Annotated in this window: 23 protein-coding genes; 15 read left to right on the top strand and 8 right to left on the bottom strand. The window is 27.9% G+C overall.

Annotation, left to right across the window (positions count from 1 at the left end):
• Positions 1–88: 88 nt before the first annotated feature.
• Positions 89–1021 carry a DMT family transporter gene (locus P4S50_RS15895; RefSeq protein WP_277731814.1) on the top strand — a complete coding sequence of 311 codons (933 nt, stop codon included), beginning with the start codon at positions 89–91 and terminating at the stop codon, positions 1019–1021.
• 42 nt (positions 1022–1063) lie between these two features.
• Here the strand turns inward: P4S50_RS15895 and cdr are convergent, their stop codons facing one another.
• Together cdr and P4S50_RS15885 are read right to left on the bottom strand one after the other, a co-directional pair.
• Positions 1064–3532: a CoA-disulfide reductase gene (gene cdr / locus P4S50_RS15890; RefSeq protein WP_277731813.1), complete on the bottom strand. Its 2469-nt coding sequence runs from the start codon at positions 3530–3532 to the stop codon at positions 1064–1066.
• Between the two features lie 63 nt (positions 3533–3595).
• Positions 3596–3880: an ArsR/SmtB family transcription factor gene (locus P4S50_RS15885; protein ID WP_277731812.1), complete on the bottom strand. Its 285-nt coding sequence runs from the start codon at positions 3878–3880 to the stop codon at positions 3596–3598.
• 217 nt (positions 3881–4097) lie between these two features.
• Here P4S50_RS15885 and P4S50_RS15880 point away from each other — a divergent pair, with 217 nt between their 5' ends.
• From P4S50_RS15880 to P4S50_RS15850, 7 genes are all read left to right on the top strand, one after another.
• Positions 4098–5504, top strand: coding sequence for a sensor histidine kinase (locus P4S50_RS15880; RefSeq protein ID WP_277731811.1), 1407 nt, complete (start codon positions 4098–4100; stop codon positions 5502–5504).
• Between the two features lie 90 nt (positions 5505–5594).
• Positions 5595–6746: a hypothetical protein gene (locus tag P4S50_RS15875; RefSeq protein ID WP_277731810.1), complete on the top strand. Its 1152-nt coding sequence runs from the start codon at positions 5595–5597 to the stop codon at positions 6744–6746.
• A 73-nt stretch (positions 6747–6819) separates the two neighbouring features.
• Positions 6820–7470, top strand: a complete 651-nt coding sequence (locus P4S50_RS15870) for a response regulator transcription factor (protein WP_331489637.1) — start codon at positions 6820–6822, stop codon at positions 7468–7470.
• 215 nt (positions 7471–7685) lie between these two features.
• A complete protein-coding gene (locus P4S50_RS15865) occupies positions 7686–9566 on the top strand; it encodes a stalk domain-containing protein (RefSeq protein ID WP_277731809.1) in 1881 nt (626 codons plus the stop codon).
• A gap of 454 nt (positions 9567–10020) precedes the next feature.
• On the top strand, positions 10021–10965 hold the full coding sequence (gene mnmL, locus P4S50_RS15860) for a tRNA modification radical SAM protein MnmL/YtqA (protein ID WP_277731808.1): 945 nt from the start codon (positions 10021–10023) through the stop codon (positions 10963–10965).
• 9 nt (positions 10966–10974) lie between these two features.
• Positions 10975–11301 carry a hypothetical protein gene (locus P4S50_RS15855; protein WP_277731807.1) on the top strand — a complete coding sequence of 109 codons (327 nt, stop codon included), beginning with the start codon at positions 10975–10977 and terminating at the stop codon, positions 11299–11301.
• Positions 11302–11337: 36 nt separating this feature from the next.
• The gene (locus tag P4S50_RS15850; RefSeq protein ID WP_277731806.1) at positions 11338–11859 is read left to right on the top strand and encodes a CPBP family intramembrane glutamic endopeptidase; all 522 of its coding nucleotides are present in this window, start codon (positions 11338–11340) and stop codon (positions 11857–11859) included.
• A gap of 17 nt (positions 11860–11876) precedes the next feature.
• Here P4S50_RS15850 and P4S50_RS15845 read toward each other — a convergent pair whose 3' ends face one another.
• A complete protein-coding gene (locus P4S50_RS15845; protein ID WP_277731805.1) occupies positions 11877–12734 on the bottom strand; it encodes a DMT family transporter in 858 nt (285 codons plus the stop codon).
• Between the two features lie 217 nt (positions 12735–12951).
• On the opposite strand from P4S50_RS15845, the gene P4S50_RS15840 reads away from it, so the two are divergent.
• Positions 12952–13458 carry a hypothetical protein gene (locus tag P4S50_RS15840; RefSeq protein ID WP_277731804.1) on the top strand — a complete coding sequence of 169 codons (507 nt, stop codon included), beginning with the start codon at positions 12952–12954 and terminating at the stop codon, positions 13456–13458.
• Positions 13459–13483: 25 nt separating this feature from the next.
• On the opposite strand, the gene P4S50_RS15835 is transcribed toward P4S50_RS15840, so the two are convergent.
• Entirely contained in the window at positions 13484–14659 is a 1176-nt protein-coding gene (locus P4S50_RS15835) for a hypothetical protein (RefSeq protein WP_277731803.1), read from the bottom strand.
• 68 nt (positions 14660–14727) lie between these two features.
• On the opposite strand from P4S50_RS15835, the gene P4S50_RS15830 reads away from it, so the two are divergent.
• From P4S50_RS15830 to clcA, 3 genes are all read left to right on the top strand, one after another.
• The gene (locus tag P4S50_RS15830) at positions 14728–15540 is read left to right on the top strand and encodes a hypothetical protein (protein WP_277731802.1); all 813 of its coding nucleotides are present in this window, start codon (positions 14728–14730) and stop codon (positions 15538–15540) included.
• A gap of 12 nt (positions 15541–15552) precedes the next feature.
• Positions 15553–15897, top strand: a complete 345-nt coding sequence (locus tag P4S50_RS15825; RefSeq protein ID WP_277731801.1) for a hypothetical protein — start codon at positions 15553–15555, stop codon at positions 15895–15897.
• Positions 15898–16116: 219 nt separating this feature from the next.
• The gene (clcA, locus tag P4S50_RS15820) at positions 16117–17709 is read left to right on the top strand and encodes a H(+)/Cl(-) exchange transporter ClcA (RefSeq protein WP_277731800.1); all 1593 of its coding nucleotides are present in this window, start codon (positions 16117–16119) and stop codon (positions 17707–17709) included.
• Positions 17710–17736: 27 nt separating this feature from the next.
• On the opposite strand, the gene uvsE is transcribed toward clcA, so the two are convergent.
• Complete coding sequence (gene uvsE, locus P4S50_RS15815; RefSeq protein ID WP_277731799.1) at positions 17737–18645, bottom strand: UV DNA damage repair endonuclease UvsE; 909 nt, start codon at positions 18643–18645, stop codon at positions 17737–17739.
• A 405-nt stretch (positions 18646–19050) separates the two neighbouring features.
• Between uvsE and P4S50_RS15810 the strand changes: the two genes are divergently transcribed.
• Genes P4S50_RS15810 through P4S50_RS15800 form a run of 3 tightly spaced genes read left to right on the top strand, consistent with a single transcriptional unit; the run spans position 19051 to position 20136 of the window.
• Positions 19051–19242 (top strand): hypothetical protein, encoded by a 192-nt coding sequence (locus tag P4S50_RS15810; protein WP_277731798.1) that lies wholly within the window; start codon positions 19051–19053, stop codon positions 19240–19242.
• 22 nt (positions 19243–19264) lie between these two features.
• Positions 19265–19906 (top strand): hypothetical protein, encoded by a 642-nt coding sequence (locus P4S50_RS15805; protein WP_277731797.1) that lies wholly within the window; start codon positions 19265–19267, stop codon positions 19904–19906.
• A gap of 29 nt (positions 19907–19935) precedes the next feature.
• Positions 19936–20136 (top strand): transcription initiation factor TFIIIB, encoded by a 201-nt coding sequence (locus P4S50_RS15800; RefSeq protein WP_277731796.1) that lies wholly within the window; start codon positions 19936–19938, stop codon positions 20134–20136.
• Between the two features lie 47 nt (positions 20137–20183).
• Here P4S50_RS15800 and P4S50_RS15795 read toward each other — a convergent pair whose 3' ends face one another.
• Genes P4S50_RS15795 through P4S50_RS15785 form a run of 3 tightly spaced genes read right to left on the bottom strand, consistent with a single transcriptional unit; the run spans position 20184 to position 21584 of the window.
• Positions 20184–20372 (bottom strand): DUF4177 domain-containing protein, encoded by a 189-nt coding sequence (locus tag P4S50_RS15795; protein ID WP_277731795.1) that lies wholly within the window; start codon positions 20370–20372, stop codon positions 20184–20186.
• Between the two features lie 55 nt (positions 20373–20427).
• Entirely contained in the window at positions 20428–21339 is a 912-nt protein-coding gene (locus tag P4S50_RS15790) for a diacylglycerol/lipid kinase family protein (RefSeq protein ID WP_277731794.1), read from the bottom strand.
• The gene (locus tag P4S50_RS15785; protein ID WP_277731793.1) at positions 21339–21584 is read right to left on the bottom strand and encodes a hypothetical protein; all 246 of its coding nucleotides are present in this window, start codon (positions 21582–21584) and stop codon (positions 21339–21341) included. Before P4S50_RS15785 ends, P4S50_RS15790 begins: the two co-directional genes overlap by 1 nt.
• Between the last annotated feature and the right edge of the window lie 15 nt (positions 21585–21599).

Raw genomic sequence — 21599 nt, 5'->3', positions numbered from 1 at the left:
TTTATATGAAAAAAATAACATTAAAACTTGCATAATAAAATACTATAAATTATAATCTAATAATATTGAAGTATTGAGGGGGGATAATGTGAAAGAGGTTTTAGAAAAGGAAAGTAGGCTAGATAACTACCTTATGATAATAGCAACTGTATTTTGGTCAGGTGCATTTATCGCAGGTAAATTTTCTGTAGCTGAGTTTCCCGTGTTTTCATTGACATTCTTTAGATTTTTCTTTGCAGTTATTGCAACATTCGCAATTATGATTAAAAAAGGTGAGAATTATAGGATTGAAAAGGCGGATATATTTTTATTTGTACAATTAGGTATAATAGGTATGGTTGGATACCATGTATTTTTCTTTTTAGCACTTAAATATACTACTGCTGTAAATTCTTCGTTAATAGCAGCTACAAATCCTATAATAACTACAGTTCTAGCATTTGTGTTTTTTAAAGAAAATATAAAACTAAAGAATATAATATCTATATTAGTATCATTTTTAGGAGTAATTCTTATAATAACAAATGGAAATTTAAAATTATTAGCCAATTTTAAGTTCAATATAGGTGATTTATTGATGATAATTGCGGTTGTGTGTTGGGCTACATATGCAGTAATATCTAAAAAAGCACTTAAAAAATATAAGCCGATGGTAGTTACAAGTTATAGTTTTTTGATATGTGTAATATCTATGATTCCATTTGTTATAATGGAAAAACCGTGGGTTTATATTCCGAATACTAGTATAAAAGGATGGATTTCAGTTCTTTATATGTCTATATTTGCATCTGTAATAGGATATTCAATTCAGCAAGTATCTATAAAAAAAATAGGTGCTAGCAAAACATCTTTATATGTAAATTTAGTACCAGTATTTTCTATGATACTAGCATACTTCATATTGGGAGAGAGCATAAGCATTATAAAATTAGTATCAGCTATGCTTATAATAACAGGAGTATTGTTAAATACAGGAGTTAAAATAAGAAAAGTTGAAAAAGAAAATGAACAAAAAAACTGATTACTTTAAAGTAATCAGTTTTTTATTTTATAGAAAATTATACTATATAAATAGGTTTAATCCAGAATCTTCAGCTGCACCAAGGTAGCTTGCAACTCCTCCTATTTCAACTCCATCTATAAATTCTTCTTCTTTAAGTCCCATAACATCCATAGACATAGAACAAGCAACTATTTGAACACCTAAATCCATGGCATTTTTTATTAAAGTATCAAGTGAGTCAACATTTTTCTTTTCCATAACATGAGTTATCATCTTAGCACCCATACCACCCATGTTCATTTTAGATAAAGGAAGTTTAGAAGTTCCTTTTGGCATCATCATACTAAACATTTTTTCAAGAGTATCCTTTTCTACATTAGGAGCATCGTGTTTTCTTAAAACATTTAATCCCCAGAATGTAAAGAACATAGTTACTTTTTTACCCATAGAAGCTGCACCAGTAGCTATTATGAATGAAGCAATAGCTTTATCTAAATCACCACTAAATACAACCATAGTAGCTCCATCTTTTGTTTCAGTTAACGTATTAGAATCATTTGATCTAACTAAATTACCACCTTGACCTTTTTGAATTAAGGCATTAAATGAATTGTTCTCAAAATCAGATTTTAAAAGTGTATTTCCTGTTTTATCACACCAAGATGCAATATCTTTTGCAAAGCCTGGATCACTTGCACTTATTTGTAAAACTTCTCCTTCATTCATCTTTTCTATATTTTGATATACCTTCATAATAGGTCCTGGACACTGAAGTCCACATGCATTTAATGATATAGTAGGTGCTATTTCCATAAGGCAATCCTCCTCGATATTAGTTGTTCCAGAATCTGTAACACCACAGTCACAACTGTTAGAAGTACTTGGTTCAAATACAGATGAATAAGTTTTATAACCTCCATCTAAATTCTTAACCTTGTAACCATTTTGAGATAATATTCTAGAAGCTAGATATCCTCTAAGTCCAACTTGACAAGTTATATAAACTTCTTTATCTTTTGGTATTTCATCAAGTCTACCTCTTATTTCTCCTAAAGGAATATTTATAGAACCTTTGATATATCCCATATCTCTTTCAATTGATTCACGAACATCTATTAAAAGACCTCCGTTTTCAATTATTTTATCTATTTCATCCCAATAAACAACATCAACCATACCTTCAATTATATTAGAAGCAACATATCCAGCCATATTAACAGGATCTTTAGCTGATGAATACGGTGGAGCATATGAAAGTTCTAAATCTGGAAGATCTAAAACATTAAGACCACCTTTAATAGCAGTAGCTATAACATCAATACGTTTATCAATTCCATCATATCCTACAGCTTGGGCACCGAATATTTTACCATCAGTTAGATCAAATATTAGTTTTAAAGATATAGGGAAGGCACCAGGATAATATCCAGCATGAGAGTTTGGATGTACATGTATAGCTTTGTATTTAATGCCTAGTCTTTTCAAAGTTTTTTCATTATTACCTGTTGAAGCAACTGTCATATCAAATACTTTTGCTATAGATGTTCCTAATGTTCCATTGTACTTAACATTTCTTCCCATTATATGATCAGCTGCAAGTCTTCCTTGTCTATTAGCAGGCCAAGCTAATGGAATCATAGTTGGTTTTTTATTTATATAATCTTTAACCTCTATAGCATCACCTATAGCATATATACTTTTGTCAGAAGTTCTAAGAGTTTCATCAACTTTTATTGTTCCACGTTCACCGATATCAAGACCAGCATCTTTTGCAAGTGAACTTTCAGGTCTGACACCTATTGATAATATAATCATATCTGTATCTATAACTTTTCCACTTGAAAGAATTATTTGTTTTCCATTGTTTTTAAACTCTTTAACTCCATCTTCAAGAATTAAATTTACACCTTTATCTTTTATGTGAGAGTGAAGAATACTAGCCATTTCATAATCAACAGGAGCCATTATCTGATTGCCCATTTCAACTAAAGTGACTTCAACACCTCTATCGTGAAGATTTTCTGCCATTTCAATACCTATAAATCCTCCACCTACAACAACTGCTTTTTTAGGTTTATTATTATCAACAAACTTTTTGATATTATCAGTATCAGGTATATTTCTAAGAGTAAATAAATTTTTAGCATCATCTATACCTGTAATTGGTGGCTTAATTGGACTGGCACCAGGAGATAGTACTAATACATCATAACTTTCTTCATAAGTTTCATTTGTTCTCAAGTTTTTAACTGTAACAGTTTTATCTAATTTATTTATTTTAATAACTTCGCTTAAATTTCTAATATCCATATTAAATTTTTTAGACATACCTTCAACAGTTTGAACAAGTAGTGCATCTCTTTCAGTTATAGTTTCACCTATATAATAAGGAAGACCACAGTTTGCAAAAGAAATATATTCTCCTCTTTCAAACATAAGGATTTCAGCTTTTTCATCTAATCTTCTAAGTCTTGCAGCAGTAGAAGCACCTCCGGCAACTCCACCTACTATAATTATTTTTTTACTCATATTCAGACCTCCCTAATATTCATATATTAAAATATTACAATATAAATTCCGACAAAAGGCACATTAAAATAATGCCTTTATTATATCTTTTACTTTGTCATTTGATACACTGTAAATTATCTCAAGTCCATTTCTTTCACCTTTTATAATACCCGCTGATTTCAATTTTGAAACATGCTGAGATATAGTAGACTGAGGCATATCAAGACAATTTTGCATATTAGATACATTACTAGAACCTGCATCTAAAAGGCCTTTTGCTATACAAAGTCTTACTGGATGAGCTAAGGCTTTTAAAAGTTCTGAGTACTCATCAAATAATTGTGGATTAGTTTTATAGTTTTCCATAGCTTCCTCCTATAGTACGTTATATTATAATATTACGATATTAATATATATTTGTCAATCTGTATTTGTTATTATTTATACAAATGTAAATTATACAATTAAAAATCATTTGAATTAAAAACTTAATCTCAGTTAAGTTTCACTTTATATTATTACCAAAAAAATAATTTATGATAAAATAAAATCAATATTATAAAAGGATAAATTAGGGGGTAATATGAAATTTTGGAAAAAGATATTTGTATATTCTTTGGTTTTGTTTTTGATTGTATTTAATATAGGGGGAATTTTCTTATTAGAGAATAGCCATAATTTAAGCTTAAATAGAGAAATAGAGAGAGGTCTTAGTGAACACTCTAGTATTTATTCTGGAGTGAAGATGATTATAAAAGATCGAAAAACATATTCGCAAGTTTTTGAGAAAAATGTTTTAGAAATCATGATGAAACGTTATCTAGAGAGTTCTAATGATGAAAAGATTTATATAGAGATTTTAGATAAAGATAACAATGAAATTTTCAGCAATATAGATATGGAGATTGAAGGAGAAAGAGTGGAATTAAAAAATCCATTAGTAGATAGAAGACGATACATTATAAGAGATGTAGGAGACCAAACATTTCTATACATTACCAATTTATTAAAGTTAGAAGAAGGGGATTTAAAGTTTTCATATGTTAGAGATATAACTTATTTGTATGAAGATAGAAAAAAACAATATTATTTTTTTATTCAACTAGAGTTGATAAGCTTTGTTCTTCTAGCTGTAGGTATGTATTTTTTAAGTAAATATATTACAAAGCCCATACATAAACTTATACATGCTACACAAATAATTACCAACGGAAGCTATTCAGAAACAGTAAACATAAATACAGAAGATGAAGTTGGTATTTTAGCGTCTAACTTTAATAAAATGGCAACAGCTGTAGAAGAAAAAATAAATGAATTAGAGAAAAGTGCCAATAAAAAACAGCGATTTATTGATAATTTTACACATGAAATTAAGACCCCTCTCACATCTATTATTGGATATGCAGATTTTTTATTAGCAACAAAATACAATGAAGAGATATTTATAAAAGGAATGAATCATATACTGAATGAAGGGAAGCAATTAGAAAAATTATCAATAAAAATGATGGATTTGGTTTTATTAAAAAAAGAAGATTTTGATATGAAAAATGAAAATCTAGAAGATATTTTATTGGAAATAAAACAGACTGTAACACCAAAACTAGAAGGTAAGAATATAAATTTAAATATATATGGGAATGGACAAGCACTGGTTGAAAGAGATTTAGTAAAGACATTAATAGCAAATTTGATAGATAATGCTATAAAAGCTTCTTACGAGAATAGCAAAATAGATTCAAAACTATACAAAGATGAGGATAATAAAACGGTTCTTGAAATAAAAGATGAAGGAATAGGAATAGACAAAGAAGATTTAGAAAAAGTTCTAGAGCCTTTTTATATGGTGGACAAATCCAGAACAAGAAAAAATAATGGAGCAGGGTTAGGACTTAGCATATGCTCAGAAATTTCTAAAATACATAAAGCAAAACTCAGAATAGAAAGCAAAATCAATTATGGAACTGTTGTTAGAATTATATTCCCTTAAATGTTACAACTATTTTACAATTTATAAATATTTTGTATAAAACCACGTAGTATACTTTTTTTGAAAGTAAAAGGGAAGGGGAGAGGATAAATGAATTTTAAAAAAATAATCCCTGTGGTTTTAATAGTTATTTTATTTACTACAGGATGTATGGGACATGCTCATGTACAGAAGAACGAATTAATGACAGAAGAGGTAAATAAAGAGGATGACATAAAGAAAGCTGAAAATAAAGAGATCAATGCTAAAATCACAAAGGCTGAAGCAAGAAAAATTGTTCTGGATGGATTAGAGAAATATTTTAATCAAAAAGTAGATACAAAAAAATTTAAGGAAGAAATTTTGTTACAAGAAGAAGATACTCTTTGGCCTAATAAGTATTGGGTAGTACGCTGGGGATATGGGAATAGCAAAACTCCTACATATGGAGGGGGAATAGATATACAAACAGGTGAAATTGTTAATTTGATAGACAATCATGAGATAGATATTAAAAAAGATATAAAAAAATATGATAAGGTTGATATAAAAGAAATGAGAAGAGTAGCAGAAGGTTTTATTGAAAAGAATAACATTGTAAAGAAAAATGAAAATATTCAATTATTTAATGTGGGAGTGGATGATAAAAATGATAAAACCCATATTAAATACAGATATAACGAAGATCATTTTATTTATATTAGAATAGATAATAGAACAAAAAAGGTTATAGACATGGAAAAATGTATTATAAGAGAATATGGTAAAAAAGGAGAAAATTTAAATATAAATAGAGAAACAGCAAAAAAAATAGCTTTAGAGAGTATTGAAAAGTATTTTGATAAAAAACTAGATCCACAAGATTTAATTGATGATATTCAGCTTATGGAAAAAGATAGAACTTGGTGGAGGGTATGTTTTAAGGATAAAAAAGGATTAGAACAGAATGGAAAGAGTGAGCTTCCCTATGTTTATATTGAGGCTAAAACAGGAGAGCTAATAGGGGCAGGAGACGGACCGATAGATAGATATGAAGAGAAGGATAGGGAAGAGATAAATATAGAAAAAGCAAAGCAATTAGCTTTAAATTATATAGACAGGAAAAAATTAGTTAATGATATTAAAAAGTTGAAATTCTCAAAAAAAAATAAATTAACTTATCCTAATCATTGTGAGATGGATTTTAAATATGATAAAAGTAAAACTGTTAGAGTTACATTAGACACGAAAGCAAAAAGAATACTGTTTTGGGCAATTTTCTAAAATAAAATCAAAAAGTATAAGATTTGTATCTTATACTTTTTGCAATGTATAGATAAGAAGGGAAGATATAAAAGTGGAAAAAATTTTGATTGTAGAGGATGATAAGGCAATATCTGATTTAATTGAACTTAATTTAAATATGATAGGTTATGAAACAGTAAAAATTTACGATGGAAAAGATGCTTTAGAATCTGTACAAAATGAAAATTATGATTTGATTCTTCTTGATATAATGCTTCCAAATATAGATGGATTTCAGATTATGGAGAAGATAAAGTATAAAGACATACCAGTAATTTTTTTAACTGCAAAAAATTCTTTGTCAGATCGTGTTAAGGGTCTTAAAATAGGCGGGGATGATTATATTGTAAAGCCTTTTGAGTCAGTAGAACTTTTAGCTAGAGTTGAAGCAGTTTTAAGAAGATATGGAAAAAGAAAAAATCATTTAGATTTAAAAGACTTAGAAATATTTTTAGAAGAGAGAATTGTAAAGAAAAAGGGAGAACATATAGAGCTAACCTTGAAAGAATTTGAACTCTTAAAATTACTTATTGAAAATAAAGGATTAGCTTTATCAAGAGAAAAAATAGTAGAGAAGGTTTGGGGATATGATTATTTAGGAGAAACAAGAACTGTAGATATGCATATTCAACGTTTAAGAAAAAAGCTAGACTTAGATGAAATAAAAACAGTATATAAAGTTGGATATAGGCTAGAAATATAATAGTTATAATCAATTAAGTATATAACTTTAAATGTTACATGATATTGATTAAAGAATTGGAATATCAACTATTTTTGAGCAACGGAGACCGTTAGGGATCGTTGGCGACATGAGCCATGAGATAGCATGAAGCGAATTTTTTTATTTTTATGGAACTTTTTTAAATTCATATCGTCTAATAAGTATAGACAACAATATGGAGGGAGAAATTTAAAATGAAAATAAAAAATAAAGCGATAGCTACAACTTTAATAGGAGCGAGTTTATTAACTAATATGATGCCAGTATTTGCAAATGAAAAGCCAACTACTTGTATAGACATTAGAAAGCCTATACTAATATCAGAGCAAGGAGAAAATCCAGTTCCAGTACTAATTAGCAATGCACCAAATAAAATTATAAATGTGAATATTGATGGGAAAATAGTACCTTTTCCAGATCAAAAACCTATGTTAATAAAAGATGAGTCAAGAACTATAGTTCCAGTAAGATTTATAACTGAATATTTAGGAGGAACAGCTTCTTGGGATGCTGATTCAAAAACAGCTACAATTGAGCTAGATGGTAAGAAGGTTGAACTACCTGTTAATAAAAAACATGCTAATGTAGATGGAAAACAAGTAAAACTTGATTCATCAGCTAAATTGATAAGCAACAGAACTTTTGTACCTTTAAGATTTGTATGTGAAACTTTTGGATACGATGTTTCTTGGGATAAAGAGAGTAATACTGTTATTTTACAAAAAAATAACAGCATAACATTAAGTGAAAATCCAACTACAGGATATGTTTGGCACTATAGTATTGAAAATGAAAGTATAGTTAAAGTTGTTTCTGATAATTATCAACAAGATAAAATAGATAGCGAACTTTCAAACGATGAAAATATAGCTATTTGTGGAGTTGGAGGAAAGCATACTTGGGAATTAGAGGGATTAAAGGAAGGAACAACAATAATAAAATTTGAATCATATAGACCGGGTGAAGAAAAAGATAAAACAACAAATACAAAAGAGTACACTATAACTGTAGATTCTGATTTAAAAGTATCAATAAAGGAAAAAGAAGACATGTATACAGGTGGAAGCAAATATTTTGATGAAGAGTTAGGACTTTATAAAATGTTTGGAAATGTTACTAAAATAGAAAATGATACTATATTAGTTGATGGTGAAGGAATGTATGATCAAATAAGATTTAATATAAATGAAGATACTGAAATAGTAGATTTAGATGGTATGAAATTATCAAAAGATGATATAACGGATGAAAGTAAAATAGTTGTTTACCATGATCAAAAAATGACAAGAAGCTTACCTCCTATAGCAAATGCTCAAAAAATAGTAGTTGCTAATCTTAATGTGAAAGATGGAAAAATAACACAAATAACTGATGTGAAAAATGGTAAGATGTTTCTTATAGGAAATATGAATGATGGAATAAATTTCAATATAAGTGACGAAACAGTAATAGTTAATGAACTTGGACAAAAATTAACTGTTGATGCTTTAGCTAAAGGAGTTGAGGTTGAAGTATACTATGGAAATATGATGACTATGAGCTTACCTCCAATAACTAGTGCAAAGAAGGTAGTAGTTAAAAGTATTAATGTAAAAGAAGGAAATATATCTCAAATAACTAATGTGAAAAACGGAATGATGTTTCTTGTAGGAAACATGAATGATGGAATAAATTTTAACATAACTGATAAAACATCAATAGTTGATGAAGCTGGACAAAACTTAAGTGTAGATGATTTGGCTAAAGGAACTGAAGTTGAAGTATACTATGGAAATATGATGACTGCTAGCTTACCTCCAATCACTAATGCAACTAAAGTAGTAGTTAAAGGAGTATATGCTATGACAGGAGATGTTAAGAGTTTAGAAGGTAACTATATGTTAGTTGAAGGAAATGGACTTTACAATCAAATAAAATTCAATATAACTGATGAAACTAAGATCGTTGATAAAGAAGGAAAAGAATTATCAAAATCAGATATCAAAGAGGGAAGTAAGGTAGTAGCATATCACGGTGGAGCTATGACAAGAAGTTTACCTCCAATTACAAATGCAACTAAGATAATAGTTGAATAATAAATAAGTTAAAAATAGCAGGAATCTTCCTGCTATTTTTTTTATTTATATTTAATATTGTTAGATTTGTGCTTAAGCTAAAATTACCCTAATTGAAATAACGCTACTTAATCAGTGTTTTGATAAAACTAAAGATTTTGCTTTATAAAATATACTAAAAGTTCTAAACTCCCTATGGTCAGACAAAGAACTTTCTTAACGGATATTTTAACAGCACAATCTAAGTTGTATAGTAAAACATTGATTAAAAGTAGCTAACATTTTAATTAGGTAAATTTTTAATTTAGTCTTTTAAAGTTTGTGGAAATCAATAACAAAGTTTTTTAATAAAAAAATAATATATTTCAAAACAGAGATTTTGTTATAATGAATAGTAAATTATAAATTTTTTAAAATACAAATAAATATTAATTTTGTTATAATGAATAAGAAATTAATTTAATTGGAGGATATTATGGAAGATAGATATAGAATTTATTCAAAATATTTAAGAGAAAAGTATGGAGAAAAGGTGTACAAACTGCCTTTAAATCTACCTTTGACTTGTCCTAATAGAGATGGTGCAGTTGGAGTTGGAGGTTGTAGTTTTTGTGCAGATGTTGGAGCTGGATTTGAATCTTTAGAGAATACTCTTTCGGTAAAAGAGCAACTAGAAAAGAATATGGATTATATAAGAAGAAGATATAAGGCAAACAAGTTCATAGCATATTTTCAAAATTATACTAACACTTATATGGAACTTGATAAGTTTGAAAAATATATGAATGAGGCGATTATTGAAGATATAGTGGAGATATCAGTGTCTACAAGACCAGATGCTATAAATGATGAATATCTAAAAATATTAAAAGGTATTGAATCAAAGGGTGTAAACATATCTATAGAGCTTGGACTTCAAACAGTAAATTATCATACACTTAAAAAAATAAATAGAGGTCATACATTAGCTGAGTTAATTGATGCAGTTATAAGAATCAAAAAATACGGATTTGAAACTACAGTTCACTTAATACTAAACCTTCCAAATGATAATATGGATGATATTATAGAAAATGCTAAGGTATTATCTGCTCTTAAAGTTGATGGAGTTAAACTACATTCACTTTATATAGCTAAAGGAACTAAGATGGCATGTGAGTATGAGAATGAAGAAATAGAAATGATAGAGTTAGAAGAATATGTGAAAAGAGTTTGTGTATTTTTACAGTATATATCAAAAGATATAGTAATACACAGACTTATAGGTAGGGCACCTGAAGAAAATACACTGTTTTGCAATTGGAATACTTCGTGGTGGAAGATAAAAGATATGATAGATGAGTATTTGGAAATTAATGATATGCATCAAGGCGATAAGTGTGATTATTTAAATGGAAAAAGTGTCAAAAAATTTGTATAGGAGAATACTATGTATATAAATGGAAATTTTAAAATGGAAAGTGATTATGAAGTAAGAGTTATAAGAGAAGATGAATTTGATGTTGATTTATTTATAGATATAAACTATAGAAGTGTAGATCTTGATATAGGGAATAATGACTTAAATATATCTAGAATACAGTTCCAAATGGTAAAAGCTATACTTTTAAGATTTAGCAAAAATGGAACTAGAATGACTTGCCATATGTTAAGAGATATAGATTTATATTCTGCATTTAGTAATTTTGAAATAGAATATAAGGATAGGGTAATAAATATTGAAAAAGTTGAAGAAAAAGTAGTGTTGAGTATTTAAGATCAATAGTAAGTTTAAATATAGGGGGGTGTTTAAGTGGAAGGTTATAGTGATTGTAAGAAATCTATATTTGATAGGATAAAGAATCGGATTTTAAAGGTTCATAATTACTTATACAATACAGATGTAGTAACTTTTATGTTATGTATAATACTTATACAGTATTTATCTGTTATAATTCTTAGCCCTGTAATTATGCTTTTTCCTGATAATAATGGAGCGGCACCTTTTGATCCAGAAGAGTCTAAGAAACTTATGCTTATAGTAGGTGTTATTATTGCACCTTTAATTGAAACTCTGTTATATCAAAAGATTGTAATTGATATATGCAATAAGATAAAGTTTTTGAATAATAGGAAGTTTATAGGAATTTTAATATCTGGAGCAATATTTGGATCAAGACATACCTACAGTCCACAATATGTAGTTCATATGTTTGTTGTAGGAAGTATATGGGCATATGCTTATACTGTATATAAACAAAAGAAAAAGCATCCTTACTGGGTAGTTTGCTGTATTCATGCTATTAATAACTTTATAGCTCTTATGATATTGTAAAAAATGGATAAGATTACTTATCCATTTTTTTGTTTTGCATTATATAAAAATATAGCAAATCCAGAACCTATTATTAAAGTATAACCTATAAAACTAAAAGCATCTGGTAGTTCACTCCAAAGCATAAATCCTAATAGTCCTGAAAAAATTACGTTAGTGTAATTGTATATTGAAATTTCGCCAGCTGGTGCAAGCTTATAAGCCAAGGTTAAACTGAATTGAGCAAGGGATGCAACTATTCCAGTCATCATAAGTATAAAAAATTGATGTAAGCTTAATGGCTTAAAATTTATCATCATTAAAGGAAACATTATACATGATGATACAAATGAGAAATAAAAGACTATAGTATAAAATTCTTCTTTATCTCCTAAAAGTCTTACCATAGTATAAGCTCCACCTGCAAATACAGCAGATATAACACCTACAAATGCAGGGAATGCTTCTATATTAAATTGAGGTTTTATTATAAATAGAGCACCTATAAAAGCAACTATTAAAGATGGTATTTGTATACGAGAGGGTTTTTCCTTTAAGAACCATAGAGCAAATAATGTTACAAAGAAAGGATTCAACTTATTCAGCATAGCGGAATCTGAAAGTAACATATTGTCTATCGTATAGAAATATCCGATCATACCTATAGTTCCAAGAATAGATCTTAAAATTAGATGTTTTTGATTTTCTCTTTTACCAAAGAAATTTTTCTTGTTTTTAATAACTAAAAAGCCAGCTACAAATGTGCTTATAAGATTTCTAAAGAAAGTTTTTTCTATAGTAGGAACATCTCCGGCCAATTTAACTAATGCCCCCATTAAAGCAAAACAAAATGATGAAAAAAGCATATAAAGAATTGCTTTAGATTTATTGTTCATAAAATCAAGTCCTTTCGAATGATATTGCATTGTGTATACAATTGTATAATAATTATTCTATTTTGTAAAACTGTTTCGAGTAACTATATAAGAACAGTATATTCCATTTAAAATATAAAGTTTTGTATGATAGTTAAAATTTCAAGTATTCATATTTGTTTTGGTAAGTTATTGTAGTATACTAGTTTAGTAAACATATTGTAAAGGAGGTATAAGTATGAAGAAAATTATGAGTCTTATTTTAATACTTATATGTAGTATAAGCTTTTTAACAGGTTGTGAGAAAGATGATAAATCAGATGCTGATGTATCTAAAGATGACGTAATTGTTTCTGAGAGTACAGATAATGAAAATTCAAAGGAAGATCAAAATGAGGATAATAGATACTATGTAGGAGGAATTGATGATCCTGTTAAATTTGAAGAAATGTTTAATGAAGTAAAAAAATTCGTATCTGAAGATAATAAGGAAAAAGTGTCAGAGTATATTCTATATCCATTAAGAGTAAATCATGATAAATCTACTAGAGAAATTAAAACTCCACAAGAGTTTATAGAAAACTATGATAATATATTTACTAAAGAAGTAAAAGAAGCTCTTTTAAATCAAGATGTTAAAGATACCTTTGTAAATTATCAAGGGGTAATGGTTGGGAATGGAGAAATATGGTTTGGTTCATCACAAGATTCATCTAAATATGGTATCATTGCAATCAATAATTAAAATATAGAAAAATTAAAGCATCAGCTTATAGGCTGATGCTTTTGATTTTATTTCCATCCATATCACAGAAATTAACTTTAGTTAAGCCATCTTCGTATGTAAAATACATAATATTTTTAACGTATTTATCATTAACCTTATATTTTTGTATTCTAACAGGTCCATACAAATTTTCATCTTCTAAAATAGTCTTTGGATGTTGCTGATATTTATGAAGTGTATACCCTATAGATGTTATCTTACCCTTATTATTTTTATCATATGAAGTATATACCAATGTATAATCTTCGTTAAATGTTAAAGAGTCAATAGATGGAACTGATCCAAACATATCTGTATTATAGTCAATAGTATCAATTTTATAATTATCTTGATCTTCGCTTTGATTTCTAATCATAAATATATTCAATTTGGAGTCAGAATTAATATTCATACCTATAAAACCATAACTATTATATAATTCTCTAGCATGTACTATATTTTTAATAAGAGGTTTATTAAAAATATCTATAGATTCACCACCATAGTACATTCTATAAAGGTCAAGTCTGTCTTTATTGACCTTAGTATAAGATAAACAGCCATCAAGTGAATTTGAGTTGACTATGTAGAGCGGTTTTTTATAAAATGTTTGCTGATTAGGTGTATTATTGTTTGTAAATGATGCAAAAAAATCATTATGTAAGATTTGCTTATATATCAAATCATCACCTTTGCTTGAAAAAAACAATGCACCATTTTTAAAGTCCATACTATCTGCATTTTCAAATTTGAATATATCTTGTTTTTCTGGATTAAATTTAAGTAAGCCATCATCATCATATTCTACCTCTGTATTAACTATTCCGTAATTACAAGCAGTTATTATATTATATGACGAAAAATGATCACGAGTTACAAAGTTATTTAGATATTTGTGAGATTTATATTTATCAATTTGTGTTATTTTATTTGTATTTATATCTAATAGATTTAGGTATGAATAATCTATACCTTGTTCGTTTTTAGTTGATAAAATTATTAAGCTAGGATGATTAGAGATACTATAAAATTCTATATTCCTTATCGTACCTAAACTTTCAGATTCTATATTTATATAAGGTTTAATTACATCTTCGTAGTTTTCCCTTTGATAAGAGTAAGATAAAAAAGTAAATAATGAAAGTAGTATAAACGTTATTAAAAAACTGTGTTTTTTCATAAAAGACCTCCAATTAATGGTATAATTAGATTATATTTGATAGCAGACTTTATAACAAGAGGTGAGTAATGAACTTAAAACAAATATTCAAAGAATCTATAAAAAGTATAAATAAATCCATATGGATAATTTTAATACCTTGTATTATGGATATTCTAAACTTAATTTCCTATGAAAAAATATTTAATACAAAATATATTCCAGCTTTAAATATGATTTCATTTAAAATGGCTATAATATCTGCACCACCTAGTGTAAAGCATATGATTAAAAATTTTCCTAGTCCTTTACTTGAATATAGAAATGGAGCATTTCTTGGAATTATAAATGAACTTACACTATTTAATATATTTCTTTTTCTTACTTTTATATGCTTAATGAGCTTTATAGAGGCGGGTTATTTAGGTAGTATAAATGATATTAAGAATAAAAGTTGTTCTTTAAGGGATTTTATATATTTTGGAAATAAATTTTGGTGTAGATTGTTTTTATTAAATTTAATATGCTATATACCTTTTTTATTGGGTTTTATAGATGAAGCTTTTATTTGGATATCTATTTTGTATATGCCATTTTTTTATGCGGAATATGTAATAGTGGCAGAAAATATATCTTTAATTTCAGGATTAAAAGAAAGTATTAATGTATTAATGAACAATTTAGGACTTACTATAAAAATGATGTTTCAATGTGGAGTATTATATTTACCTATAAGTTGTGCAGTTTATATACTAAGCTTCTCAGGTGATTTTGGAATGGGGTTTAGTATTTTTATAGTAAATTATTTTGGAGTATGTGTTAATAAAACTGTATTTGAAGTTTATAAAAATTTGAAAAAACCAGAAGAAGTTCAGGGTGGACATATTGATTATTATGTTTAAGGAGCTTAAATTATGAACTGTTCTAGATGTAAAAAAGAGATAAAGTACTTTGAAAAAGAAATATACAACGGAGAATATTTTTGCTCACACTGTAAAGATTTTTTGGAGACAAAAGAAGAATTTGAGAAAAGAATTAAGTATGGAGAAGACATGATTGGGGTATTAAAATTTATAGTTAAAGTAATAATACCTATAATATTAATAGGGTTAATAGTTGTAAGTCCTATTCTTTTAATCATAATTGTACCTTTTTATGTTATACTACTATTTGGAATAAATTATTTAGGGATAATACCCATGATCGCTAAAGACATTAGGTATATAAGAGAAAAGATTGATATAACTGATAAGCTTTAGCGTTAATTTAAGGTGACCTAATCATAGGTCATTTTTTAATTCTTAAGGAAGGTATATCATTTTTTGTTTTGTGTATACCTTATTGAAAAAGGTTGTACTTGCAACTATTTTTGAGCAACGGAGCCTGTAAGGATCGTTGGCGACATGAGTCACCGCGTTAGCGAGTAGACGAATTTTTTAGTGTGTATTTTAAGATATTAGAAAGGAAGGCGTATTAGTATGAAAGATAGGAATAATACCTATAATACTCTGTTTCATTGGCATAATTTCCGTTTGAAACTGGTTATGCAAGGTATAGTAGTAGGTGCTTTATCTGGCTTGTTAGTAGTACTATACAGATTCTTATTAGAAGAAGTAGGAGATTTAACTCACAAGATCTATGTTTTACAAACACAGAAGAGTTATTTGATTCCTATTTGGTTTATAATATTAGGTTTACTTGCGTATATAGTTGGAATTATGATAAAAAAAGAACCAATGATTGGAGGAAGTGGAATTCCACAAGTAGAAGGGATTTTGCTTAGAAAGTTAAATGTGAATTGGCTTAGAATAATTGTTGGAAAATTTATAGGCGGAGTTCTAGCGATAGGAGCAGGTTTGTCTTTAGGTAGAGAAGGTCCTTCAGTTCAAATTGGAGCTTCTGTTGGTCAGGGTTTTTCAAGAATTTTCAAAAGAGTAAAGATAGAAGAAAAATATTTAATTACTAGTGGAGCTAGTGCGGGTCTTGCGGCTGCATTCAATGCACCTTTAGCTGGAGTGATGTTTGCATTAGAAGAAGTTCATAAAAACTTTTATCCATTAGTTTTATTATCAGCTATGTCTGCATCACTTACAGCTGATTTTGTAGCTAAGAACTTTTTTGGTTTAAAACCAGTTTTTGATTTTAGACGTCTTTATGTTTTGCCTCTAAATCAATATATATATTTAATTATATTAGGAATAATATTAGGTATATTTGGTGTATTTTTTAATAAAACTCTTATGAAGACACAAGATTTTTATACTTCAAAAAAGTGGCTTCCTGTTGAATTTAGACCAATGATACCATTTTTAATGGCAGGAATACTAGGATTATTTTTACCACAGGTATTAGGTGGAGGACATGAACTTATAGGTTCTTTAGTAGAAAGAAAGTATACAATAAACATGGTGTGTATTATTTTAATAGTTAAGTTTATTTTTACAATGTTCAGTTATGGATCAGGATCACCTGGAGGAATATTTTTACCTTTACTAGTAATTGGAGCATTAACAGGGGATTTATATGGAAGTGTTATTGTTAAGTATTTTCATATGGATAGTCAGTATATAAGTAATTTTATTATATTGGCCATGGCAGGCTATTTTACAGCTATAGTTAAAGCCCCTATTACAGGTAGTATTTTGATTACAGAGATGACCGGATCTTTTAGTCATCTACTTCCTTTAACTATTGTTTCTATAATTGCATATATTGTAACTGATATATTAAATTCAGAACCTATATATGAATCATTACTTGAAAGACTTTTACATAAAAAAGGAAATAATGAGTTTCGTGGAGATAAATCTAAAAAAATACTTTTAGAAGTTGCAGTATGTCTAGGTACTGAACTGGATGGTAAAATGGTCAAAGAAATAAATTGGCCTCACAATACTTTATTAGTAGCTATAAAAAGAGGAGAAGTAGAAATAATACCAAAAGGGAAAACTACTATTTCAGCGGGAGATTATTTAATAGCTCTTGTAAATGAAGATGAAGCAGGAGAAATAACGCATAAATTAAAAAAAATGGCAGGCGATTTCGTTATAGAAAATGTAAATAACTGTTAGGATATATTGAAAGACATTCCTTAATGATTAAGGAATGTCTTTTAATATATTTATTATCTCAAGTACCGATTTATCTTTTTGTTTTGCTTCAACCATCATATCAAAGTTATATTTATTCATAAGCTTTAAAAGATAATTCAAGTCTTGTATATCTATATAGTTACTGTGCTTTCTATCGAATTTATTATCACGCCCGCTACTTATATGAAGCTTGGGTATTAGACTTGTATTTTCCCATGTATTTACTATAGCAGATATATAATTTTGAATATCTATATTATTAGGATTATTACATTTATGATGATGAATATCTAGAACTATTGGAATATGTGTTTTTGAACTTATATAAAGAACATCTTCAACTGTAAATGATTTATCATCATTTTCAAGCCTTATCATACTTTTTAAATTATCTTCTAATGAATTAAAAACGTGTATAAATCTTTTAGAAGCAGATTTTTTATCATTATATACTCCACCTGTATGAATTATCATATCATTTCCAGATAGTCTTTTAAGTATATCGTAGTGGTATTTTATATTTATTATACTATTTTGAACTACTTTTTCATTAGGGCTGTTCAAAACTGTAAACTGGTCTGGATGCATAGAAAGTCTTATATTGTAACTTTTAACTATGTCTGATATGTCCTTCATAATATTTAATATTTCATCGTCTTCTTTCCAATTCCAATCAAAGTCATTTATAACATCTGGATGTGTTACGAGAGGAATTAATCTACTGCTTACTCTATACATATATATATCGTTTTTAATATTCCATAGTAAAATATCTTTTACTAGATAGAGATTGTTTATTATTTTATCTCTTAGATAATTTATACCGTATTTGTATATTGAATTAAGCCTACAATCATTGAATGTTCGAGGTTTTAAGTGGGTATTTATACAAGCGTATCCAATATTTTTAATCAATTATATCACCTACTTATTTAATTAGATTAAGTATTATTTTACTACAAAAACAATATATTATAAGTAGAATTTTAAAATTTAAATTGAACTATGATATACTTTAATGGTAAATTATTGAATTGTATAGGTAATCAAAAACTATCTATGAAAATACCGCAAATACAACGATGTTTTGAATAAAACTAAGATTTTATCTTATTAAGAATCTTAAAATTTACGAACTTCCTACGGTCAGACACATAAATTTCTTAACATATTATTAAACGATAAAAACTAAGTTATATTAGTCAAAATATCTAAAAGTATTCACTAACATGTTAATAGAAAGTTTTAATAGTAATTGCACTTCATTTTATGCTAACGCATATAAAGAGATAATACATAAGATAAGAAAGGAAATTTAATATGAATATTTTATTTTTATTTATATCATGCATTTTATTTGGTTGCATAGGAATGATCTTTGGAATATGGGGATCAATCCTTGGATTTATATTTGGTGGGTTTGTAGTTGTTTTGACTGAGCTAAAAGGCATGAAAAATGATATAGATGAACTGAGTGAGGAAGTTTTTTCTAAAAATAAAAAAGTTAATTAAAATAAACTAAGGAGTGAATTTATTGAATATAAAAAAATATATAGTATTATTTTTGATAGCGTGTGCTATTTTAACAGGATGTACAGAACAAAGTAATAATGTAGGTGAAGTATCTGACTTGGTTCCAGAAGGTTGGAATATAGTTGAAAAAGTAGAAGGAGATTTAAATAAAGATAATATAGATGATATAGCAGTTGTAATAGAAGGAACTAGTAAAGTAGAAGGTGAAGCTCCAAATAGGGAATTAATAATAGCTTTTGGAAATAAAGATGGTACATATACACTTTCAACAAAAGCTGAAAAAGCAATATTAAGAGCTGATGAAGGTGGTATTTGGGGAGATCCATTTGAAGGAATATCAATAGATAATGGATCTATTTTAATTAGTTTTTATGGTGGTAGCAATTGGAGATGGTATGGTAACTATAGATTTAGATATCAAGATAATGATTGGTATTTAATTGGAGCCACAATAGGTTCTTTTCATACGTCAACAGATGAGTATACACAAGAGATGGATTATAACTTATTAACAGGAGAATACATAGAAAAGAAAGCAGACGAGAATGGGGTTATGAAAACAACTAAAGGGAATAGAGGTAAAAAAGATCTTCTAAAACTTGAGGATTTTGTTGCTGTTGATGGGGAAGAGAATATTAAATAAAAATTATAGTAAAAACAGGGGATTGTACTATGGAAAAAGAAAAAAAGAAGTGTCCAGAATGTGGTTGTACAGAAATTGGTGGAGGTAACTTTATTGATTATACTAAACTCAAACCAATTAATGCTATAATTGCTTCTTCACGAGTTACAGCAGAAGTATGTACTAATTGTGGATATATATTAAATATGAGGGTATCAGATCCAGAGAAATTTAAAAAATCTCTTATTTAGAGAAATTAAAGAGCAAATCCATTTTAAAAATAGATTTGCTCTTTCTATTATTCTTCTTTTTCTTCTTTTTCAAAAACTAAATCGAACTGTTTAATTACGCCATGAGTTCCAAATAATGAAGGAATGGCACTAACGAATCTCCAACCTTCTGAACTATATTTGTCAATTAATTCTCTATGGTTTGCTGGATGAAAGAATCCTTCTGCACTTGCTTCAACATAAGTATATTTGTACATATTATTTAATACCTCCCCCATGAAAATTTAATAAATAATATTAAGCAATTTCAGGTTATTTTTTGTCGTTAACTCCAACTATAACTTTTAAAGCTTTTTTCTTTATTTCAAATGTAGCTGGGAAAGTACCACCGTGTTCACCGTCAACATCGATAAGTAAGTTCTCTTTATTTAAGCAATCTACTTTTAAATTATCAGCTTGTAGGTATACAACATTAGGATCGTTTATATGCTCTCCTGAGAATATCTTTAAAAATACTCCTGCTGTATTTAAAGGATAAGATTTTTTGATTATACATACATCGAATAATCCATCGGTTATATCTGCCTTTGGTGCGAAGTTTGAGAAGCCTCCTGCTGATTTAGAATTTAAAACTAAAAATAAAAGGGCTTCAGTTTCTAAAACTTCATTGTCGTATTCAAATTTGAATTTGAGCGTTTCAAATAATTGTTTTGGAACTTCTTTTATGCCTTGAGCATAATATGCAAAACTTCCAAATGCAGTCTTTGACTTAACAGGTGTTTTGATAGCTATATCAGCTAAAAGACCAGAAGCTGCAACGTTTATAAAATACTTATCATTAACTTTGCATAAGTCTATTTCCTTCACAGTATTATTTTTAATAATAGAGCATACTCCCTCAATTGATGTTGGAAGATTTAAGTATTTTCCAAGATCATTGACAGTTCCTGCTGGAAGTATTAAAAGAGGAACATCTATGTCATTTTTAGCTACTGCATTTATAACATTATTTACAGTTCCATCTCCTCCAACTATTATCAATAAATCATAGTTTTGATCTTTCATTTTTGAAACTTCACCATAGTAGTCAAAGTCTATAGTAGTGTCTACTTTATCAACTTCTTTTAATGTATTATCAAGTATTAATCTCCCGATTATAATTTCTAAATTCTTTTGAAGTGTTTGGGTTCCTGAAGACGGATTGTTTATTATTTTGACTTTCATTATCTTTTGATAAATGAAGCGCCTAGATATTTTTTAATATCTTCTTCAGAACTGAAAAAATCTATTAAAATTTCTTTACCCGTTTCTTCAAAATGAACCAAAACTTCGCAATCCCCATTTAAAAAGAATTTTTTAACTGTACTTTCTTTTATTTCCCTTACTTTTATTAAATCTTTTTTCTTTTTTTCATAGTCTTTTACAAAATAAGAACCAAGTGGTCTTATTACTTTTGTGTATCTATTCATGAAATACCTCCAATT

The organism is Tepidibacter hydrothermalis (genome assembly GCF_029542625.1).
Taxonomy (GTDB): domain Bacteria; phylum Bacillota; class Clostridia; order Peptostreptococcales; family Peptostreptococcaceae; genus Tepidibacter_A; species Tepidibacter_A hydrothermalis.
Note: the sequence above shows the minus strand (reverse complement) of the source record. Positions and strands in the feature narration are given on the sequence as shown.

What these genes read in the sequence shown, in the direction of transcription:
- mnmL (WP_277731808.1), top strand. Translation starts at nt 10,021, where the DNA reads ATGGAAGATAGATATAGAATTTATTCAAAATATTTAAGAGAAAAGTAT.
- P4S50_RS15825 (WP_277731801.1), top strand. Translation starts at nt 15,553, where the DNA reads ATGAACTGTTCTAGATGTAAAAAAGAGATAAAGTACTTTGAAAAAGAA.
- clcA (WP_277731800.1), top strand. Translation starts at nt 16,117, where the DNA reads ATGAAAGATAGGAATAATACCTATAATACTCTGTTTCATTGGCATAAT.
- P4S50_RS15810 (WP_277731798.1), top strand. Translation starts at nt 19,051, where the DNA reads ATGAATATTTTATTTTTATTTATATCATGCATTTTATTTGGTTGCATA.
- P4S50_RS15885 (WP_277731812.1), bottom strand. Translation starts at nt 3,880, where the DNA reads ATGGAAAACTATAAAACTAATCCACAATTATTTGATGAGTACTCAGAA.
- P4S50_RS15790 (WP_277731794.1), bottom strand. Translation starts at nt 21,339, where the DNA reads ATGAAAGTCAAAATAATAAACAATCCGTCTTCAGGAACCCAAACACTT.
- P4S50_RS15840 (WP_277731804.1), top strand. Translation starts at nt 12,952, where the DNA reads ATGAAGAAAATTATGAGTCTTATTTTAATACTTATATGTAGTATAAGC.
- P4S50_RS15855 (WP_277731807.1), top strand. Translation starts at nt 10,975, where the DNA reads ATGTATATAAATGGAAATTTTAAAATGGAAAGTGATTATGAAGTAAGA.
- P4S50_RS15800 (WP_277731796.1), top strand. Translation starts at nt 19,936, where the DNA reads ATGGAAAAAGAAAAAAAGAAGTGTCCAGAATGTGGTTGTACAGAAATT.
- P4S50_RS15785 (WP_277731793.1), bottom strand. Translation starts at nt 21,584, where the DNA reads ATGAATAGATACACAAAAGTAATAAGACCACTTGGTTCTTATTTTGTA.
- P4S50_RS15830 (WP_277731802.1), top strand. Translation starts at nt 14,728, where the DNA reads ATGAACTTAAAACAAATATTCAAAGAATCTATAAAAAGTATAAATAAA.
- P4S50_RS15835 (WP_277731803.1), bottom strand. Translation starts at nt 14,659, where the DNA reads ATGAAAAAACACAGTTTTTTAATAACGTTTATACTACTTTCATTATTT.
- P4S50_RS15845 (WP_277731805.1), bottom strand. Translation starts at nt 12,734, where the DNA reads ATGAACAATAAATCTAAAGCAATTCTTTATATGCTTTTTTCATCATTT.
- cdr (WP_277731813.1), bottom strand. Translation starts at nt 3,532, where the DNA reads ATGAGTAAAAAAATAATTATAGTAGGTGGAGTTGCCGGAGGTGCTTCT.
- P4S50_RS15795 (WP_277731795.1), bottom strand. Translation starts at nt 20,372, where the DNA reads ATGTACAAATATACTTATGTTGAAGCAAGTGCAGAAGGATTCTTTCAT.
- P4S50_RS15865 (WP_277731809.1), top strand. Translation starts at nt 7,686, where the DNA reads ATGAAAATAAAAAATAAAGCGATAGCTACAACTTTAATAGGAGCGAGT.
- P4S50_RS15880 (WP_277731811.1), top strand. Translation starts at nt 4,098, where the DNA reads ATGAAATTTTGGAAAAAGATATTTGTATATTCTTTGGTTTTGTTTTTG.
- P4S50_RS15875 (WP_277731810.1), top strand. Translation starts at nt 5,595, where the DNA reads ATGAATTTTAAAAAAATAATCCCTGTGGTTTTAATAGTTATTTTATTT.